This window comes from Arsenophonus endosymbiont of Aphis craccivora (genome assembly GCF_013460135.1).
In the GTDB taxonomy this organism is placed as follows: domain Bacteria; phylum Pseudomonadota; class Gammaproteobacteria; order Enterobacterales; family Enterobacteriaceae; genus Arsenophonus; species Arsenophonus nilaparvatae.
On record NZ_CP038155.1, the window covers coordinates 1,796,677 to 1,816,453 of the forward strand.

General features: G+C 38.6%; 9 protein-coding genes and 8 pseudogenes. 9 read left to right on the forward strand and 8 right to left on the reverse strand.

The features are described from left to right. Nucleotides 1–77 precede the first annotated feature (77 nt). The gene (icd, locus tag E3U36_RS09155) at nucleotides 78–1,328 is read right to left on the reverse strand and encodes an NADP-dependent isocitrate dehydrogenase (RefSeq protein WP_180816320.1); all 1,251 of its coding nucleotides are present in this window, start codon (nucleotides 1,326–1,328) and stop codon (nucleotides 78–80) included. 139 nt (nucleotides 1,329–1,467) lie between these two features. On the opposite strand from icd, the gene rluE reads away from it, so the two are divergent. From rluE to E3U36_RS09185, 6 genes and pseudogenes are all read left to right on the forward strand, one after another. Further along, on the forward strand, nucleotides 1,468–2,097 hold the full coding sequence (rluE, locus tag E3U36_RS09160) for a 23S rRNA pseudouridine(2457) synthase RluE (protein WP_180816321.1): 630 nt from the start codon (nucleotides 1,468–1,470) through the stop codon (nucleotides 2,095–2,097). Then, a pseudogene (locus tag E3U36_RS09165) lies at nucleotides 2,090–2,532 on the forward strand (NUDIX domain-containing protein). Before rluE ends, E3U36_RS09165 begins: the two are co-directional and overlap by 8 nt. 89 nt (nucleotides 2,533–2,621) lie before the next feature. Then, on the forward strand, nucleotides 2,622–3,731 hold the full coding sequence (mnmA, locus tag E3U36_RS09170) for a tRNA 2-thiouridine(34) synthase MnmA (protein WP_180816322.1): 1,110 nt from the start codon (nucleotides 2,622–2,624) through the stop codon (nucleotides 3,729–3,731). Continuing rightward, entirely contained in the window at nucleotides 3,728–4,354 is a 627-nt protein-coding gene (gene hflD, locus E3U36_RS09175; RefSeq protein ID WP_180816323.1) for a high frequency lysogenization protein HflD, read from the forward strand. The genes mnmA and hflD overlap by 4 nt, the downstream gene beginning before the upstream one ends. A gap of 21 nt (nucleotides 4,355–4,375) precedes the next feature. Then, on the forward strand, nucleotides 4,376–5,746 hold the full coding sequence (purB, locus tag E3U36_RS09180) for an adenylosuccinate lyase (RefSeq protein WP_180816324.1): 1,371 nt from the start codon (nucleotides 4,376–4,378) through the stop codon (nucleotides 5,744–5,746). A gap of 175 nt (nucleotides 5,747–5,921) precedes the next feature. Beyond that, a pseudogene (locus E3U36_RS09185) lies at nucleotides 5,922–6,176 on the forward strand (response regulator); the annotation flags it as partial. 24 nt (nucleotides 6,177–6,200) lie between these two features. Here the strand turns inward: E3U36_RS09185 and E3U36_RS09190 are convergent. Beyond that, nucleotides 6,201–6,566: pseudogene (locus tag E3U36_RS09190) on the reverse strand (winged helix-turn-helix domain-containing protein); the annotation flags it as partial. A gap of 30 nt (nucleotides 6,567–6,596) precedes the next feature. Here E3U36_RS09190 and E3U36_RS09195 point away from each other — a divergent pair. Beyond that, nucleotides 6,597–7,956 (forward strand): annotated as a pseudogene (locus E3U36_RS09195) (ATP-binding protein). 59 nt (nucleotides 7,957–8,015) lie between these two features. After that, a pseudogene (locus tag E3U36_RS09200) lies at nucleotides 8,016–9,143 on the forward strand (ribosomal protein uL16 3-hydroxylase). Nucleotides 9,144–9,217: 74 nt separating this feature from the next. Here the strand turns inward: E3U36_RS09200 and pepT are convergent. The 5 genes and pseudogenes from pepT to lolC form a co-directional block, all read right to left on the reverse strand. Then, a pseudogene (gene pepT, locus E3U36_RS09205) lies at nucleotides 9,218–10,468 on the reverse strand (peptidase T). A gap of 107 nt (nucleotides 10,469–10,575) precedes the next feature. Beyond that, nucleotides 10,576–11,397, reverse strand: a pseudogene (cobB, locus tag E3U36_RS09210) (Sir2 family NAD+-dependent deacetylase). A 92-nt stretch (nucleotides 11,398–11,489) separates the two neighbouring features. Next, nucleotides 11,490–12,737, reverse strand: a complete 1,248-nt coding sequence (gene lolE, locus E3U36_RS09215) for a lipoprotein-releasing ABC transporter permease subunit LolE (protein ID WP_180816325.1) — start codon at nucleotides 12,735–12,737, stop codon at nucleotides 11,490–11,492. Between the two features lie 2 nt (nucleotides 12,738–12,739). Further along, nucleotides 12,740–13,444: a lipoprotein-releasing ABC transporter ATP-binding protein LolD gene (gene lolD / locus E3U36_RS09220; RefSeq protein WP_180816326.1), complete on the reverse strand. Its 705-nt coding sequence runs from the start codon at nucleotides 13,442–13,444 to the stop codon at nucleotides 12,740–12,742. Further along, nucleotides 13,437–14,639, reverse strand: a complete 1,203-nt coding sequence (lolC, locus tag E3U36_RS09225; protein ID WP_180816327.1) for a lipoprotein-releasing ABC transporter permease subunit LolC — start codon at nucleotides 14,637–14,639, stop codon at nucleotides 13,437–13,439. Before lolC ends, lolD begins: the two co-directional genes overlap by 8 nt. Before the next feature lie 195 nt (nucleotides 14,640–14,834). Here lolC and mfd point away from each other — a divergent pair. Further along, nucleotides 14,835–18,273, forward strand: a pseudogene (mfd, locus tag E3U36_RS09230) (transcription-repair coupling factor). 85 nt (nucleotides 18,274–18,358) lie between these two features. Here mfd and E3U36_RS09235 read toward each other — a convergent pair. Then, nucleotides 18,359–19,663 carry an NAD(P)/FAD-dependent oxidoreductase gene (locus E3U36_RS09235; RefSeq protein ID WP_180816328.1) on the reverse strand — a complete coding sequence of 435 codons (1,305 nt, stop codon included), beginning with the start codon at nucleotides 19,661–19,663 and terminating at the stop codon, nucleotides 18,359–18,361. Between the last annotated feature and the right edge of the window lie 114 nt (nucleotides 19,664–19,777).

The following is a 19,777-nucleotide window of genomic DNA, read 5'->3' on the forward strand; positions in this document are numbered from 1 at the left end:
TTTAGGGAACAAAACAATAGCTCACAAATTAAATGGGAACCGTTAAGTTCCCGTGATTAATTCAGCAAAGCATAAAATTACATATGATTGATCACTGCATCACCAAACTCACTGCATTTCAATATTTTAGCACCTGGCATTAAACGCTCAAAATCATAGGTGACGGTTTTGGCAGCAATCGCCCCTTGCATGCCTTTAATAATTAAGTCAGCGGCTTCTGTCCAACCCATATGGCGTAACATCATTTCAGCGGACAGGATAATCGAGCCTGGATTGACTTTATCTTGACCTGCGTATTTCGGTGCTGTTCCATGGGTTGCTTCAAATAGTGCACAACTATCGCCTATATTGGCGCCTGGGGCGATACCAATTCCCCCAACTTGGGCCGCTAATGCGTTAGAAATATAATCGCCATTAAGGTTCATACAAGCAATAACGTCATATTCAGTTGGCCGCAACAAAATTTGCTGTAAAAACGCATCAGCCATCACGTCTTTGATAATTATATCTTTACCCGTCTCTGGATGCTTAATTTTCATCCATGGGACACCATCAAGTAATTCACCACCAAATTTTTGTTGTACTAACTGGTATCCCCAATCTTTAAAGGCACCTTCAGTGAATTTCATTATATTGCCTTTATGCACTAAAGTGACCAATTTACGATTATTTTGGATATCATACTCAATTGCTGCTCGTACTAGCCGCTTAGTTCCTTCTTCTGAACAGGGCTTGATACCGATACCACAATTAGTTGGAAAACGAATTTTATTTACTCCCATCTCATCTTGCAGAAATTGAATTACTTTATCTGCCTCAGAGCTGCCTGCTTTCCATTCAATACCTGCATAAATATCTTCAGAATTTTCGCGAAAAATCACCATATCAGTCAATTCTGGCTGTTTTACTGGGCTAGGAGTACCTTGATAATAGCGCACTGGTCGTAAAAAAATATAGAGATCGAGTTGCTGTCGTAAAGCAACATTTAAGGAACGGATCCCGCCAACAACAGGTGTCGTTAATGGCCCTTTAATAGACACATGATATTGTTGGATCAAATCTAGTGTTTCAGCGGGTAACCATACATCCTTACCATAAATTTGAGTTGATTTTTCACCAGTATAAATCTCCATCCAAGAAATCTTTTTATCACCGTGGTAGGCTTTTTTTACTGCTGCATCAACCACTTTTAACATCACCGGAGTAATATCAGCACCAATACCATCCCCTTCAATATAAGGAATTATTGGATTATTAGGGACATTAAGCTTACCTGTTGCAAGTGTAATTTTTTCACCTTGTTGAGGAACAACTACTTTGCTTTCCATCAATCTCTCCTTTTATTATCTTAGCGCAATACCTGTTAACTTATGGTAAGAATATTGCATGGTACTTGAATAATGTTTCGACGCCAATGTTTGCTAATTTAAGGTATAATAAGGATCTAATTTTTTATTAATCATTGCTATGACAAATCTGCAGCATAAAAAGAGCAAATCAAAACAATATCATGACAAAAATAGCGCAAATTTTGTCAAACATATGATCAGTTCACGTAAAATATTACTCTTTAATCAACCGTTCGATGTATTGTCACAATTTACTGACCAAATTGGTCGGCAGACATTAAAAAATTATATTCCTATCACCAATGTCTATGCTGCTGGGCGTTTAGATCGCGATAGCGAGGGTCTGTTAATACTCACTAATGATGGCCAATTACAAGCCAAATTGACCCAACCAAACAATAAAATGGAAAAAATTTACTATGTGCAAGTTGAAGGTATACCGGAATCAACCACATTACAAAAATTTTGTCACGGTTTACTATTAAAAGATGGTATGACCAAGCCAGCAAAAGCTGAACTTGTGGCTCAACCCGACTGGCTTTGGCCACGTCATCCTCCTATACGCACAAGAAAAAATATTCCAACCTGTTGGCTAAAAATTACCTTATCAGAAGGCCGCAATCGACAAATACGTCGTATGACCGCCAGCATAGGGTTTCCAACCTTACGATTGATTCGCTATAGTATGGCTAATTTTCAATTAGGTAACTTACAGCCAGGTGAGTGGAAGGAGGTCGATTTTGTTTAAACCACACGTTACGGTTGCTAACGTCGTTCACGTTAAAGGTAAGTTTTTAATTGTAGAAGAAATTATTAATAATAAATCAGTCTGGAATCAACCAGCTGGACATTTAGAAGCTAACGAAACTATTTTTGCTGCCGCGAGCTATATTAGGAAACCGGTATTAATGCACTGCCCCAGCAATTAATAACAATCCATCAATGGATAGCCCCTGATGGCTGTACTTTCCTGCGGTTTCTTTTTCTGATTGAACTGGATGAGATGCCTAAAACCTCACCACAAGATAATGATATTCACCAATGTTTATGGCTTACTGCTGATGAAATATTATCCAGTCCATGCCTGCGCTCGCCTTTAGTAGCAGAAAGCATCCGCTGCTTTATCAGTCGAGAATTTTTCCCGTTAACATTAATCGACCCTTATCAATTTCATACAGGCTAATAGAGATTAATCCTTATGCTACTATGGTGCAACTTGCCACTGCATGTTAAAATATTTGTGTTTATGTTTACCAGCAATGAGATTTATTCATGTCAGATAGCCAGTTAAAAAAAGTCATCGTTGGTATGTCCGGTGGCGTTGACTCATCCGTATCCGCTTACCTATTGAAACAACAAGGTTATCAGGTTGCCGGTTTGTTCATGAAAAACTGGGAAGAAGACGATAATGATGAGTATTGCTCAGCAGCTACCGATCTTGCCGACGCGCAATCGGTATGCGATAAACTCGATATAGAACTGCATACCGTTAATTTTTCCGCCGAATATTGGGACAATGTTTTTGCCCATTTTCTTGCTGAGTATAAAGCTGGCCGCACACCGAATCCTGATATTCTATGTAATAAAGAAATTAAATTTCAAGCATTTCTAGAATTCGCAGCGCAAGATCTGGCAGCAGACTATATTGCCACCGGCCACTACGCTCGACGCAAAATTGTTGATGGTCGCCATCAACTATTGCGTGGTTTGGATAACAACAAAGATCAGAGCTATTTTCTTTATGCGTTGGATCAAGCTCAACTAGCACAAAGTCTTTTTCCAATCGGTGAACTGGAAAAATCAGCCGTTCGCCGTATCGCTGAGGACGTTGGTTTAATTACCGCCAAAAAGAAAGACTCAACAGGAATTTGTTTTATTGGTGAACGAAAGTTTCGTGACTTCCTCGCTCGCTATCTGCCAGCTAAACCAGGTAAAATTATAACAGTTGATGGCAAAATTTTAGGTGAACATACAGGTTTAATGTATCATACGTTAGGTCAACGTAAAGGATTAGGTATTGGTGGTGTAAAAGAAGCAAACGACGATCCGTGGTATGTTGTCGATAAAGATATTAAAAATAATCAGCTAATTGTTGCCCAAGGCCATAACCACCCACGTTTGATGTCCACAGGACTTATCGTCCAACAAATTCATTGGATTAATCCACCAGCGTTAAACGAAGCCAATCAATATACAGTTAAAACCCGTTATCGACAACCAGATATCCCCTGCACAATTAAGCCACTTAGTGACAATAAAATCGCCGTGCAATTTGACTACCCTATTGCAGCCGTTACACCTGGCCAATCAGCAGTTTTTTATCAAGGTGAAATTTGTTTAGGCGGTGGCGTCATTGAAACACGTATTCAGGAGTCAATGTGAGCAAAAATTTTTATGATATTACTCTTGCATTTGCCGGTATTTGCCAAGCATGTCGTCTAGTTCAACAATTGGCTCATGAAGGTAAAATTGACGATAATACGGCAGAAGTAATGATTAATAGCACCCTAAATATTAATCCAACATCCACATTAGCGGTTTATGGCAATAGCGAGGCAAATCTTCGTGTTGGTTTAAATACTTTACTTGCTATACTTACCGCTTCAAATAATACGCTTTCCTCCGATTTAACCCGCTACTTATTAAGTCTCATTGGCTTAGAACGACGACTAAGAAAAAAGCTATCGGCTAGTGATGAACTTAAACGACGTATTGAATTACTTCAACAGCAAAAAAATTATTTTGAACCTATGTCCAGCGGTATTTTTAATGCGCTGGCAGGAATTTATGTAGATGTTATTAGCCCTATTGGCCCACGTATTCAGGTAACAGGTTCTCCCGACATGCTGCAAAATAGCTCGATACAAGCTAAAGTACGCGCATTACTTTTTACTGGCATTCGTAGCGCCGTTCTCTGGCAACAAGTCGGTGGAAGCCGCCTACAATTAATGTTTTCGCGACAACGTTTGATCACTCAAGCAAAAGAAATTCTTGCTCATTGTTAATAAATTTGGGAGTCACTACCAATGGAATTATCTTCACTGACTGCTGTATCGCCAATTGATGGCCGCTACAGTGATAAAGTCAGTCTATTACGTCCAATTTTCAGTGAATTTGGTTTACTGAAATATCGTATACAAGTAGAGGTACGCTTGCTACAAAAATTAGCAGCATGTGCTGACATTAAAGAAGTACCCGCATTTAGTGCCGAAGCAACGTCTTATCTTGAGCAAATTGTCGCTAACTTCAATGAAAATGACGCCATTCAGATCAAACAAATTGAACAAACAACTAACCATGATGTAAAAGCGGTTGAATATTTTCTAAAAGAAAAAATGGCAGCCATGCCTGAACTTGAAAAAGTGGCTGAATTTATTCATTTTGCCTGTACCTCTGAAGATATTAATAATCTGTCCCATGCCTTAATGCTAAAAATCGCCCGTGACCAAGTGGTTCTTCCTCAATGGCGCAAAATCATTAATAGCCTAAAAGAGATGGCGCGTCTTTATCGCGCATTGCCGCTACTATCAAGAACCCATGGTCAACCCGCGACGCCGACGACGATAGGTAAAGAGTTTGCTAATATGGCTTATCGTATGGAGCGGCAATATCAGCAACTTGAGCAAATCGAAATTTTAGGCAAAATTAATGGTGCGGTGGGTAATTATAATGCCCATTTATCCGCTTATCCTGATATAAACTGGCATCTGTTTAGCGAACAGTTTGTTACTTCGTTAGGTATCAAATGGAATCCGTTCACAACCCAAATTGAACCCCACGACTATATTGCTGAACTCTTTAATTGTATTGCTCGTTTTAATACCATTTTGATCGATTTTGATCGAGATATCTGGGGTTATATTGCCCTTAATCATTTCAGACAAAAAACTGTCGCTGGTGAAATTGGTTCATCAACCATGCCACATAAAGTTAACCCGATTGATTTTGAAAATTCTGAAGGTAATCTTGGACTAGCCAATGCCTTATTAAATCACCTGGCGAATAAGTTACCGATTTCACGTTGGCAACGTGATCTCACTGATTCAACGGTATTACGTAATTTAGGGGTCGGCATTGGTTATGCATTGGTAGCCTATGAAGCGACATTGAAAGGCTTGAGTAAATTAGAAGTTAATGAGCAGAATTTACAAACTGAATTAGATGCTAATTGGGAAGTGCTGGCTGAAGCTATTCAAACTGTTATGCGCCGTTATGGAATTGACAAGCCTTATGAAAAACTAAAAGCTTTAACCCGCGGCAAACGCGCTACAGCAGGCGACATCAAAGCATTTATTGATAGCTTAGATTTACCACAAGCAGAAAAAAATCGTTTAAAAACAATGACGCCAGCCAACTATATTGGGTATTCAGTCAATCTGGTGGACCATTTAAAATAACATTAATAGGTGAGTAATATTGATTGCTCACCCTACTTTTTCGTTTAATTAGCCAATCAAATCACATAATTATTTTCTTTTCATTCAGTAATATCTTGCCGTCATCCAGCTATCCTTCTAACATAGGATTTATTACTACTTTTTCTAGTAGATTTATTCAGAAATTGAGGTTGTTATGCGGATATTAATTGTAGAAGATAATGCGCTTTTACGTCACCATCTAACTGTCCAGTTAAAAGAGACCGGTCATCAAGTTGATGCAGCAGCAGATGCTAAAGAAGCCGATTATTTTTTACAAGATGGTAATCCCGATATTGCAATTGTTGACTTAGGATTACCGGGTGAAGATGGATTAAGTATGATCAGGCGTTGGCGGCAGGACAACATTAAATTGCCTATTCTAATATTAACCGCTCGTGAACGGTCACAATGACATCATTAGGCCACGCTTGCATAATTTTTTTCTTAATCGTCCCATTAAAACATCAATAGTATGGCTTTCGCGTAATTCTGCATCCGGATAAAGCTGGCGCATTAATGACTCTTTACTCACTACTTTACTATTATTGCGCATTAAGGTTTCTAAAATAGTATATTCAAATGCGGTGAGTTTGATATTTTTATCTTTAATAGTGAATTCTTTACGTGACATATCAATAATAAAATCAACTAGTTGAAGTATTTGCGAAGCAAGTCCGCTGTTACGGCGCATTAATGCTTGAACCCGTGCTAAAATCTCCTCCAGATGAAAAGGTTTTGTCACATAATCATCGGCACCACTATTTAAGGCAACCACTTTTCCTTGCCAGCGTTCGTGGGCAAGGTTATCGCTTTGACGCAGAACATTCAGATGATACAATTTAATTTTTTAAAACGCAAAAAAACCTTTTCGTTGCGAACACGTTTTTTACTCGCAACTTCGGGGATAATATTAGCATTGACACTTTCATATGGTGCCGTTGCAATCGTTTGCTATTTAGTTAGTTTTGATAAAACAACCTATACCTTACTAAGTAGTCAAAGTAATCTATTTTATAGCTTGGCGCAATGGCGTAATAATAAGTTAGATATCCAGGTCCCAACTGATTTTACCTTAAATGCCCCAAGCCTTTATTTTTATTTATAATCAACAAGGTGAAATTTTGTGGCGACAACGCCATATTCCTGCGAATGAAAACGCCATCGAAAAAGAGTGGTTAAAAAATGATGGATTGTACGAATTAGATACCGATTTAAATACCACTCGTGAATTAATTAAAGTCTCACCTAACGGCAGTAAACCGGCGCAAAAAGTGACTTATATTAAAGATAAATATTCCTCTTTAACTCACTCAGTTTCTGTCAACCACTATCAGGCAACTAAAAATCTGCCGCAACTTACTATTGTTGTAATAGATACTTTACCTTTAGATCTACAGAAAACTGGATTAGTTTGGGAATGGTTTGGTTATGTTATATTAGCCAATTTTATTCTGGTTATTCCGATGCTTTGGCTAGTAACTTGAATAAGTTACTAGTAAATGAACAAAAACGCTATACCAAATATCGAACTACACTTGCTGATTTAAGCCACAGCCTAAAAACCCCATTAGCTGTATTACAATCAACCCTCCGTTCTCTGCGCTCAAGCAAACAAATGACCATTGAACAAGCCGAGCCTATCATGCTGGAACAAATTGGCCGAATTTCACAACAAATAGGCTATTATTTGAATCGTGCAAGCATACATAGTGAAGATCATTTCGCAATCCGAGAAATTTCTTCAGTTTCTGCCTTATTAGATAATCTATGCAGTGCCTTAACCAAAGTATATCAACAAAAAGGCGTCAATTTGACTCTCGATGTCTCGCCTGAAATTACTTGGATAGTTCAACCGATAGATTTCATGGAGATTATGGGTAATATTATTGAAAATGCTTGTAAATATTGTCTTGAATGTGTCGAAGTTAGCGCTAGTAGCACTGAAAATTCATTAACCATTATCGTCGATGATGATGGTCCTTGTGTTGCTGAAGATAAACGAGATTTGATTTTTTTACGCGCGCGGTCAACGTGTTGATACTCTACGGCCAGGACAAGGTTTAGGGCTCTCTATTGCAGCTGAAATTATTGAACAATATGACGGATATATTGCTATTACTCATAATCCATTAGGTGGAGCACGCGTGGTTATAACTTTTAGACAACAATCGCTCATGACAGATAGCTGATAGCACTAACACCATTTTCTTATTTTTAATCTTACAAAATAAATATGCAAAATAAAATAATTAACTATCAACTTAACATCAATTGGCCAGATTTCATCAAAAATTATTGGCAAAAAAGGCCGTTATTAATTAAACAAGGATTTACTAATTTTATTGATCCTATTTCAGCTAATGATCTAGCTGGATTAGCAATGGAAGATGAAGTGGATAGTCGATTAGTTAGCTTCCAGGATGGAAGTTGGAATGTCACTCATGGCCCTTTTGATAGCTATGATCAATTGGCTAAAACAGGATGGTCACTGCTAGTACAAGCCGTTAACCATTGGCATTATCCATCGACTGCTTTAATAGCGCCCTTTCGTGTTTTATCTGATTGGCGAATTGATGAGTTAATGGTTTCTTATTCTGTTCCAGCAGGTGGCGTTGGCCCCCATATAGATCAATATGATGTTTTTATTATTCAAGGTCTTGGCCGCCGTCATTGGCGAGTAGGTGAAAAAATTGCACTAAAACAGCATTGTCCACATCCAGATCTACTCCAGGTAGAGCCTTTTGCTGCCATTATTGATGAAAAACTTAAGCCTGGCGATATCCTTTATATCCCACCAGGCGTCCCCCATGAAGGCTACTCCATTGAAACTTCACTTAATTACTCAGTCGTTTTTAGATCACCGACTAGCCGTGCATTATTTAGTAGTTTTGCCGATAATCTTATCGCTAATGACTTAGGTAATTATCATTATAGCGATCCAGATATAGCGACACGTGACAATCCTGCTATGATCTTGCCAACATAATTATCTGAAATGCAACATATAATGCAACAATTGTTTGCTCAACCACATATTTTTAACCATTGGTTTGGCACATTTATCTCTCAGTCTCGTCATGAGTTAGATATCGCGCTGACTGAGCCATCCTATACTGTTGAGCAAGTTATCCAGCTTCTTTGTCAAGGAAATACCCTTTACAAACTTAATGGCTTACGTACCCTGAATGTTGCGGATCAATACTTTGTTAATGGTGAACAATTAATATCGCCTAAATTAAACATAACAGCTATTAATATACTTTGTGAAAAACAGGAAATTCACGCTGATATGCTAGGCAACGCATTGAATAACAAGGATTGCATGCAATTAGTCACTAAACTAATTAATGATGGATATTGGTATTTTAACAATTAGAATTGTTTAACCTGTATATAATAAAACATGTTGGCTGAACTAGTTGATAATTTTATTTTGCAGGTTAATCATCATTAGTTCGCAGCAACTTGATCAAATTTAACATATTGCACCGTTAATGCCACAATGCGAACAATCACATCAACTGCCTGCTGCATACCTTCTAATCAGATAAATTCATCTTTACTATGCAAATTATATCCGCCAGTAAAAATATTAGGACAAGGTATGCCATAAGCGGCTAACAATTCCCCATGGGTAATATCTCGATTCAGTTGCACATTAGGTTTTATATTACAGTCAATCATTGCTTGCTTGGCAATATCAATAACATGTGGATACTTGCAAACCACTTTATTCATGTTGTAACAAATGTCATCAACCGTCAATTCAATGTAACAATCAGGATGCAGATCTTTTCCCTGTTCTTCCGCAATTTGGAACATAGCTCGCTTACGTTTGGCGAAGTTTTGTTCATCAAAATCACAAATAATATAATTCATTTCAGTCTTTTCTACTGTGCCTTTAATACAACTCAGATGATAAAAACCTTGATCCATTATTGAATAAGTTGCTATTTCTTGGCTTGGGATCTTATTATGAATGCGGGTAGCCAATGTTCAAGCATTTACCATACCCTCCTTGGAACTCTCCTTTAGCATCCCTTTACCGATAATTTTTATCCTCACATTCGCGATATTAAAATTTTCATATTCAAGCCCACCAATCCCCCTACCAACCAAATTATAAGCCCACTGAGCATTCAATTTTTTTAAATCGATGTTATTTGCTCCGAGACCTATTTTGGCATCGGATGTAAACACAATATAAATGTCACCATGAGGAATATTTTGCTGTATTAGATGAGTTATCGCCGTCATAATTTCAGCAATACCTACCTTATTTTCTGCCCCTAATAACGTTTTACCATCACCAGTAATTATTGTTTTACCTATCATTTCATGCAAAATGGGAAACATTACTGGCGATAACACCACATTGCCAATACCCAATGCGATATCACCACCACGATAATTTTCAATCAGTTGTGGCTTAACATTTTTACCAACAAAATCGGGTGAAGTGTCAAGATGGCAAATAAAGCCAATCGCAGGAACCGGATGTTCAATATTGGCAAGCAGCTTCGCCATTAAACAGCCGTTTTCTAGCAACTCGCTAGTAGAAACTCCTAGATCTGTCAGTTCGGTCAATAATAACTTTGCTAATTTTGCATGGCCTATACTGCTGGGCTTAGATTTAGTGTAGCTCTTTGATTGAGTATTAATCGCACTATATTCCCCAAAACGCTCTAAAAGCCTATCCATTTCTCTTCCCCCAATGAGCTATACCGCATTATGCGAAAGAAATTAATGACAATTATTGCGTCAAATCAATTTTAGCAGATATATTAATAAAATGCATTATTACTTAATCATACTTTGAGCTCTGCAAGTAGCCCGCTAATATATTTTTCAACAATTTTTGTGGCAGCACCATAATGTTTTTCATCAAACTGGCTTTCAACCTGACTGGGTTCAAGATTCAATTCAACGGTATGTGCACCAGCAAGTTTAGCTTCATGTACAAACCCAGCGGCAGGATAAACATGTCCCGATGTACCAATTGCGACAAAAATATCCGCTGATGATAAAGCCTGATAAATCACCTCCATACCTAGTGGCATTTCACCAAACCAGACAATATGGGGACGCAAAGGTTGAGGAAATTGGCAACAGTGACAACGATCATCAGTTGGTAGATCTCCTTTCCATTCAATAACCTGACCTGATTGACAGCAGCGAGCTTTTAATAATTCACCATGCATATGAACAATGCGTCTACTACCCGCTTTTTCATGTCAGTTATTGATATTTTGCGTAACTAATAAAAAATTATCACCCAGAAAATGTTCTAATTTTGCTAAAGCATGATGGGCTGCATTGGGTTTTATATCTGCTTGCTGTAATTGATAACGCCGCTGATTGTAAAAACGTTGTACTAATTCTGGATCTCTAACAAAACCTTCAGGTGTTGCAACATCTTCAACCAGATGTTCTTCCCATAAACCATCAGTTGCGCGAAAAGTGCGAATTCCAGACTCAGCTGAAATCCCGGCGCCGGTTAATACGACAATTTTTTTTGTTTTCATCTTATCAATCAACTGTTTGTCTCGGTAAAAAAGGCAACAACGAAATCTTTGTCGATGTAAGTTTTTCTTTTTACGTAACTTTCTAATTCGACAATAAAACCGCATCATTGGACAGTATCCTTTTTCATGCTAAACGACCCATTACTTTCAATCAAACCATCGCCTCTTTTAGATAATGACAGCAAAAACAACAACGGTTATTGCACACTTAAAATTCGCGCCGGATCTATTTTTGTTGCCCGTTTAGCTGGATACCCACTTGCAAGTAAACTTAAAATTAATGTTGTTAACATGACATAAAATACATCGGTAATATGGAGCTCAGAGGGTAAAAAATCGATAAAATAAACATCACCTGATAAAATAGGATGACCAACAATACTTTCTATACATTTAATGATAGTCGTTAAATGTAGTGATATAAAAATCCCGACTAACATACCAATAAAACAACCCACCATTCCCGTTATTAATCCATACCATAAAAAAATAGCACGAATAAAACTATCTTTAGCACCGAGTGTTCTCAACACCGCAATATCGGTGCTTTTATCTTTCACTGCCATTACCAGCGTAGAGACAATATTAAAACAGGCGACACCAATTACCAAAATCATGGCCAGATACATGATGCCACGCACCATTTGAATATCGTTATACATATAAACATAATCAGCTATCCAACTTTTAATAGTGACATAATGGCCAGTATTTATTCCGGCATCGTAAACCACTTTATCGGCACCAAAAACATCATTCACACTGATCTGAAAACCAGTAACACCATCACCATAGGCTAAATATTGCTGCGCATCTTGCAATGGCACAATTGCCAGCTGATGATCTAACATACCATTTAATTTGAATACGCCAATAACCGTGACACTAATTCGATTCGGTTGCTGGATACGTAATTTATCATCATGATTAGGGATCATGATGGTAATATGATCCCCAGGCGAAACTTTTAATGTTTCTGCCACACCTTGACCTAAAATAATTTCGTTATTACCTGGTTTTAATTTTTGCCAGGCATCATTCAAGATAAAATCAGGTAACGAACTAACTGATCGCTCTGACGATAAATCAACACCGGCTACCTGGATCGCCTTCAATGCGTTCCCCTTTTCGAGCAACCCAGTAAAATTAATATAAGGTGATACATCAACAACCCCTGGTGTTTGTCGAACCTTAGCTAAATCAGCTTGCCAATTTAAATAAGGCTGATTGACTGCCGCAATTTGTCCATGAGGGACAACTGAAAGTATGCGATTTTTTAATTCACGTTCAAAACCATTCATTGCACTTAAGCCAATAATCAACACTGCAACGCCAAGCACAATACCCAGTGTAGAAATAATCGAGATCAGTGAAACCAAACCAGCTCTTTTTTTACCTCGACTAAAACGAAGTGCAATTTTTAAGGCAAGGGGTAATCCCGCCATAATCATTGCACTCCTATTAAGCTCGGATCATCCTGTAAATAGCCATCCCTCATTTCCAGCTGACGAGTTAAACGACCGGCAAGTCGCAAATCATGAGTTACAACTAAAAATGCCGTCCCTTTTTGTCGATTAAGATCCATTAATAAATCAAAAATGACATCTGCATTATGTAAGTCCAAATTACCGGTCGGTTCATCCGCCAGTACTAAAGCAGGTTCATTAACAATTGCCCTAGCAATTGCAACTCGCTGCCGCTCACCGCCAGATAATTCAGCGGAGCGATGATTAACTCGATGCGATAAACCTACTGCTGCTAACATCTCATTCGCTTTTTGCTGCGCTTTCACACGTGCCATTCCACCAATTAATAACGGCATCATTACATTTTCCAACGCAGTAAAATCCGGTAATAAATGATGAAATTGATAAATAAACCCCAACTTCTGATTGCGTAGTTCAGCTCGCCCATTGGTAGAAAGTGAGCTGATTTTTTTACCATCAAAAATGACATAACCGCTAGTTGGCGTATCTAATCCACCCAATAAATGCAGTAGCGTACTCTTGCCAGAGCCTGAACTACCCAGAATTGCCATCATTTCACTTTTTTTGATTGAGAAGGAGATATTTTTAAGTACATTAGTCGAAATTTTGCCATCTTGATAACATTTACAGAGGTCCTGGCAAACTAATAGCGGAGAATTATTCATAACGTAAAGACTCTGCAGGTTGAACGGTGGCTGCACGGCAAGATGGATAAAGGGTGGCCAATAATGAGATAGCGATTGACGATAAAGCAATTAATATAATACGAGCAGGATCAATAGATATCGGTAATTCGATTCCTTTAGCCAATAAACCTAACATAGGCATAATTATATTAATCTGGCTTGCGATAAATAGACCTAATAATGTTCCAATGATGGTACCAATGATGCCTGCTCCTGCTCCCTGTAACATAAAAATAGCCATAATCTGGCCCCGCTTTAAACCTAATGTTTGCAAAATAGCCACTTCAGACTGTTTTTCCATAACCAATAATGAAAGTGAAGTAACAATATTAAAGGCGGCCACGGCAATAATGAGACTCAATAATAATCCCATCATATTTTTTTCCATTCTCATTGCCTGAAAAAACTGACCCTTTCGTTCGCGCCAATCCTGCCATACCATACCTGCTGGTAACGTCTGTTGACTCAAGCTATCAACGGTTAAAGGTGCCTTAAGATAAAGTCGCCAACCCGTAATATTACCGATCGGATAACGCATTAATCTTGCCGCGTCCTGTTGATTAACCAATAATTCGCTATTATCGGATTCACCTTCGGTAGCAAAAAAACCGGCTACCGTGAATAAACGCTGGCTGGGTATTCTGCCCATTGGCGTAAGTTGACTAACACCTGGGACAATTAATCTCAATTGATCCCCCCTCTTTAGCTCAAGCTGTTCAGCCAACTTTACGCCTAAAATAACGTGGTAACTACCGGCAGTTAATACTGAAGGATCAACATCTTGCAAATGATTTAACAACGGCTCGGTTAACTCTTCATCAACACCAATCATGACCGCAACCCCCACATTTTGGCTGCTTTGCAATACAACATCACTCTCTACAATTGGGACAATGCTTTCGATTCCTTCTAGATAGGTTACATTTTTTGCTGGATATTGATTGAGATTTAGATTACCTTTAGGTGTCGTTAAAATAGCCTGTGGCATATATGCTAAAATACTCTGCTGCAATGAACGTTCAAAACCATTCATAACAGCAGTGACGGTAATTAATGCCATAACGCCTAATGCAATGCCAATCGTAGATAAACTCGATACGAACCGACCAAATCGGTCGCATGTTCGTCCACGCATGTAACGTAGACCAATATAAAAGATAACAGACTGAGACATGAAATCCGATATACCTCTGTTGCCAAAGCAAAGTGTTTGGCGATAATAAAGAGTAGCGTCACTGAATGGAACCACCCTAAGCCAAAGTTTTACGATTTTTTATATCTAACTTAACAGATTAGACTATTTTTCGTTTGTTTTAGTGTCAACAAAACAATTATTACAATTTCTATCAATGAGAATTAATTAATCATTATGCCGGCAAAATATTATTACCAACTACCCAAAAAGCAAGGTGATACACGCCATTTGGGATGTCTAATTGGCGCGGCAGCCGCTGTTGAGTGTGCTGATATTGTCGAACGCTATCAGGGTCTTGTCGTTTTGATCACTCAAGATACGCATAATGCCTTAAAATTATGTGATGAAATACAACAATTTTCACAAAATTCAGTGACAATGTTTTCTGATTGGGAAACACTACCTTATGATAGTTTTTCACCACATCAAGAAATTATTTCTGCGCGCTTAGTCAATCTTTATCGACTACCAACCTTAGCAAAAGGTTTGTTAATTGTTCCGGTTAATACATTAATGCAAAAAGTTTGCCCTGCTGATTTCCTAATCAGCAATGCACTGGTCATGCATAAAGGCGACAAGCTCTCACGTGAAAATTTGCGTAACAATCTTGATAAAGTCTGTTACCGACATGTTGAACAAGTACTCGAACATGGTGAATATGCTACTCGTGGAGCGTTACTTGATCTCTTTCCAATGGGCAGCGATAATCCATATCGGATTGACTTTTTTGATGATGAAATTGATAGCTTAAGAACTTTTGATGTTGATAGTCAACTAACTATCAGCGAAGTTGAGCAGATAAATCTACTGCCTGCTCACGAATTCCCAACAGATGATAAAGCTATTGAGTTATTCCGTAGCCAATGGAGTGAACATTTCGACGTACGGCTTGATCCTGAGCATATCTATCAACAAATTAGTAAAAAAATAATGCCAGCGGGAATTGAATATTGGCAACCTCTTTTTTTCAATCAACCACTATCTTCTTTATTTGACTACTTGCCTGCTAATACTTTATTGATCACGCAAGATTTAGCAGCGGCGGCTAATAGATTTTGGGCTGACACTTATCAGCGCTATGAGAGCCGAAATGTTGATCCCATGCGTCCGCTACTACCGCCTGATACACTTTGGCTAAATAGCGAGCAACTTAATCACGCCCTTAAAACTTGGCCACGTATCAAAATTTCAGTTGAGCCGGTCGGTCAAAAAGCAGGCAACACTAACCTACCCTACCTAGCTTTACCTGATTTAAGTATCAGCCAGCAAAATAAAGCCCCACTTGATAAACTGGAGCAGTTCATCAAAAATTTTGCTGGCCGAATTATTTTTTCTGCAGAAAGTGCCGGACGGCGTGAAACTGTACTAGAGCTATTAGCACGGATAAAAATCAACCCTATTAAGATTAAAATGCTGCGTGAAGCCAATAACCCAGGCTTTTATATCACCATGGGCAGCTGAGCAGGGTTTTACTAATCAGGATCAACAAATAGCTCTTATTTGTGAAAGCGATATTTTCGGTAAACGGGTTATTCAACGTCATACTGAACAACGTAAACCAATTAATACCGATTTATTGATCCGTCATCTGGCAGAGTTACGCCCCGGACAACCGGTTGTTCACCTTGAACATGGGTTTGGACGTTATCAAGGTTTAACCACTTTAGCCGCAGGAGGTATTCAAGCTGAGTACTTAATGCTGACTTATGCAGGCAATGATAAACTTTATGTTCAGGTTTCATCGCTAAATTTAATTAGCCGTTATAGTGGAGGCAGTGATGAAAGTGCACCACTACATAAATTAGGTGCTGATGTTTGGACTAAAGCGAAACAAAAAGCAGCTGAAAAAATTCGTGATGTGGCGGCAGAACTGTTAGATTTTCATGCTCAGCGTAGCATAAAGCCAGGTTTCGCTTTCAAGCACGATAAAATACAATATCAGCTATTTTGCCAAGGTTTTCCTTTCGAAACAACCGTTGATCAAGAACAGGCAATTAATGCCGTTTTAAGCGATATGTTTCAACCTATTGCCATGGATTGCTTAGTTTGTGGTGATGTCGGCTTTGGTAAAACCTAAGTAGCGATGCGAGCAGTATTCCTGGCAATAACCAATAATCAACAAGTTGCCGTGTTGGTACCTACAACGCTATTGGCGCAACAACACTTCGATAATTTTCGCGACCGTTTTGCAAACTGGCCAGTACGGATTGAAATGCTGTCACGCTTTCGTAGTAACAAAGAGCAGCAACAGATTATCAACGTAGCGGCTGAAGGAAAAGTGGATATCTTAATTGGTACCCATAAATTACTGCAAAATGATATTAGTTGGAAAACACTTGGGTTATTAATTGTTGATGAAGAGCATCGCTTCGGGGTTCGCCATAAAGAATTAATTAAATCGATGCGAGCTAATGTTGATATTCTAACATTAACGGCAACACCTATTCCTCGAACCCTTAATATGGCAATGAGTGGCATGCGTGATCTGTCGATTATTGCCACTCCGCCTTCTCGTCGATTATCGGTTAAAACCTTTGTTCGTCAATATGATGATTTAATTGTGCGGGAAGCAATTTTGCGTGAAATATTACGGGGTGGACAAGTTTACTATCTGTTTAATGATGTAAAATATATTGAGAAAGCCAAAGAGCGTTTAGAGTCGCTGGTACCTGAAGCGCGTTTTGTAATTGGCCATGGTCAAATGCGCGAAAGTGAGCTGGAGCGGGTAATGACCAATTTCTATCGACAACGGTTCAATGTATTAATTTGCACCACCATTATTGAAACCGGAATCGATATTCCTACCGCTAATACTATTATTATTGAACGGGCAGATCATTTTGGTTTAGCGCAATTACATCAACTGCGTGGCAGAGTTGGCAGCTCTTATCATCAAACTTATGCTTATCTTTTAACACCACACCCGAAAGCTATGACGGGTGACGAGCAAAAACGGCTTGAAGCGATCGCAGCACTAGAAGATCTTGGTGCTGGCTTTGCATGGGCTACCCATGATCTAGAAATTCGCGGTGCTGGCGAGTTGCTCGGTGAAGAACAAAGCGGACAGATGACCACCATCGGATTTACACTTGATATGGAACTGCTAGAAAACGCCGTTGAGGCTTTAAAGCAAGGCAAGGAACCTTCTTTAGAACAACTTACCAGCCAACAGACTGAAATTGAGTTAAGAATGCCGGTACTACTGCAGGATGACTATATTCCCGACGTAAATCTCCGATTATCGTTTTATAAAAGGATTGCCAGCGCCAAAAATGACAATGAGCTGGATGAGTTAAAAATTGAACTTATTGATCGTTTTGGTAGCCTGCCTGATGCAGGCAAGCAGTTACTACAATCTACTGCCATTCGGATGCATGCACAAGCATTAGTCATTAAACGAATAGAAGCTCATGAAAAAGGCGGATTTATTGAATTTAGTGAACAAAATAAAGTAAGCGCGAATTTTCTTATCGCGTTACTGCAAAACTCAGCTGATATTTATCGTCTGGATGGGCCTAATAAATTGAAAGTTGTTAAACCACTAATCAATTATGCTGAAAGGCTCACTTTCGTCAGACAATTAATAACTGATTTTCAGTCACACCAAGTATAAATTAACTCATCGCTTCTTATTTTGATTACAGTAAGAAGCAATGGTTAATATCAAATTTGCTATTATTAATGGTGATCGGCATAAATTAATGTAATTTTAATCTAGGTCGAATAATAAGATTAATACTACCCACTAACATCATCAATCCGGTTTTAATATAACCATGTAACGCTATTTGATGCATACGATAAAGTGAAATATAGACGATACGAGCGATTTTCCCTTCAACCATCATATCACCGCGCACTAAATTTCCCATTAGGCTGCCAACCGTACTAAAACGAGACAATGAGACTAAAGAACCATGATCTTTATAAACATACTCTTGCAACGCTTTATGATCGAGTAATGCCAGGATATTTTTATAACACAAAGTGGCCATTTGATGTGCAGCTTGGGCGCGAGGAGGCACAAATCCACCCTCTTTTTTAGGGCAAGATGCGCAATCACCAATAGCGAAAATAGCATTATCTAGCGTCGTTTGTAGTGTTGATTTAACGACTAATTGGTTAATTCGATTAGTTTCTAAGCCACCAATTTGGTGCATAAAATCAGGTGCTTTAATACCCGCAGCCCAAACCATAAGATCGGCGTTAATTTTTTCTCCCGATTTAGTGTTAAGGCCATATCTATCCGCACTAGTTACCATGGTCTGTGTTAAAACACGAACACCCAATTTGGTTAATTCATGATGTGCAGCTGTTGAGATCCGTACCGGTAATGCCGGTAAAATACGTTCTCCAGCCTCAACCAGGGTTACATTAAGCGCTTCCTTATCCAAGCCTTCAAAACCATAACTGGTTAATTGCTCGATAGCATTATAGAGTTCAGCAGAAAGTTCCACCCCAGTTGCGCCACCACCAACAATGGCGATATTAATCTTATCATCCGGTTTGTGTCGCACCGAATAACTTAGAAATAAATTTAACATTTCGTCATGAAAACGATGTGCTTGCTGTGGGTTATCCAGAAAAATACAATGATCTTTTACGCCGGCGGTACCAAAATCATTAGACACACTGCCTAACGCCATCACTAAAATATCAAAATTTAATTGCCGCTCAGGAACTAACAATTGGCCTTCATTATCATGTATCTCTGCAAGCGTAATGGTTTTATTTTCACGATTAATATTTGTCAAACAACCTAATTGAAAATGAAAATAGTGATTACGGGCATGCGCCAAATAACTCAGAGCATCTACTCCATCATCTAAAGAGCCGGTCGCAACTTCATGCAGTAAAGGTTTCCATAAATGGCTTTGATTGCGATCAACTAATATAATCTCAGCTTTATTCTTGCGTCCTAATTTATGCCCCAACTTGGTTGCGAGTTCTAATCCTCCTGCCCCACCACCGACAATGATAATCTTGGTTTTTGGCGTCATCATAACTACCCTATCCTAAAATAATTTTTTGTTATTTAAATAAATTTAACAATTAGCTTCAAACAGCATAATTTTTCAAAAAAAGTTTATTTTGCCAACAGAATAACATAGTTGATT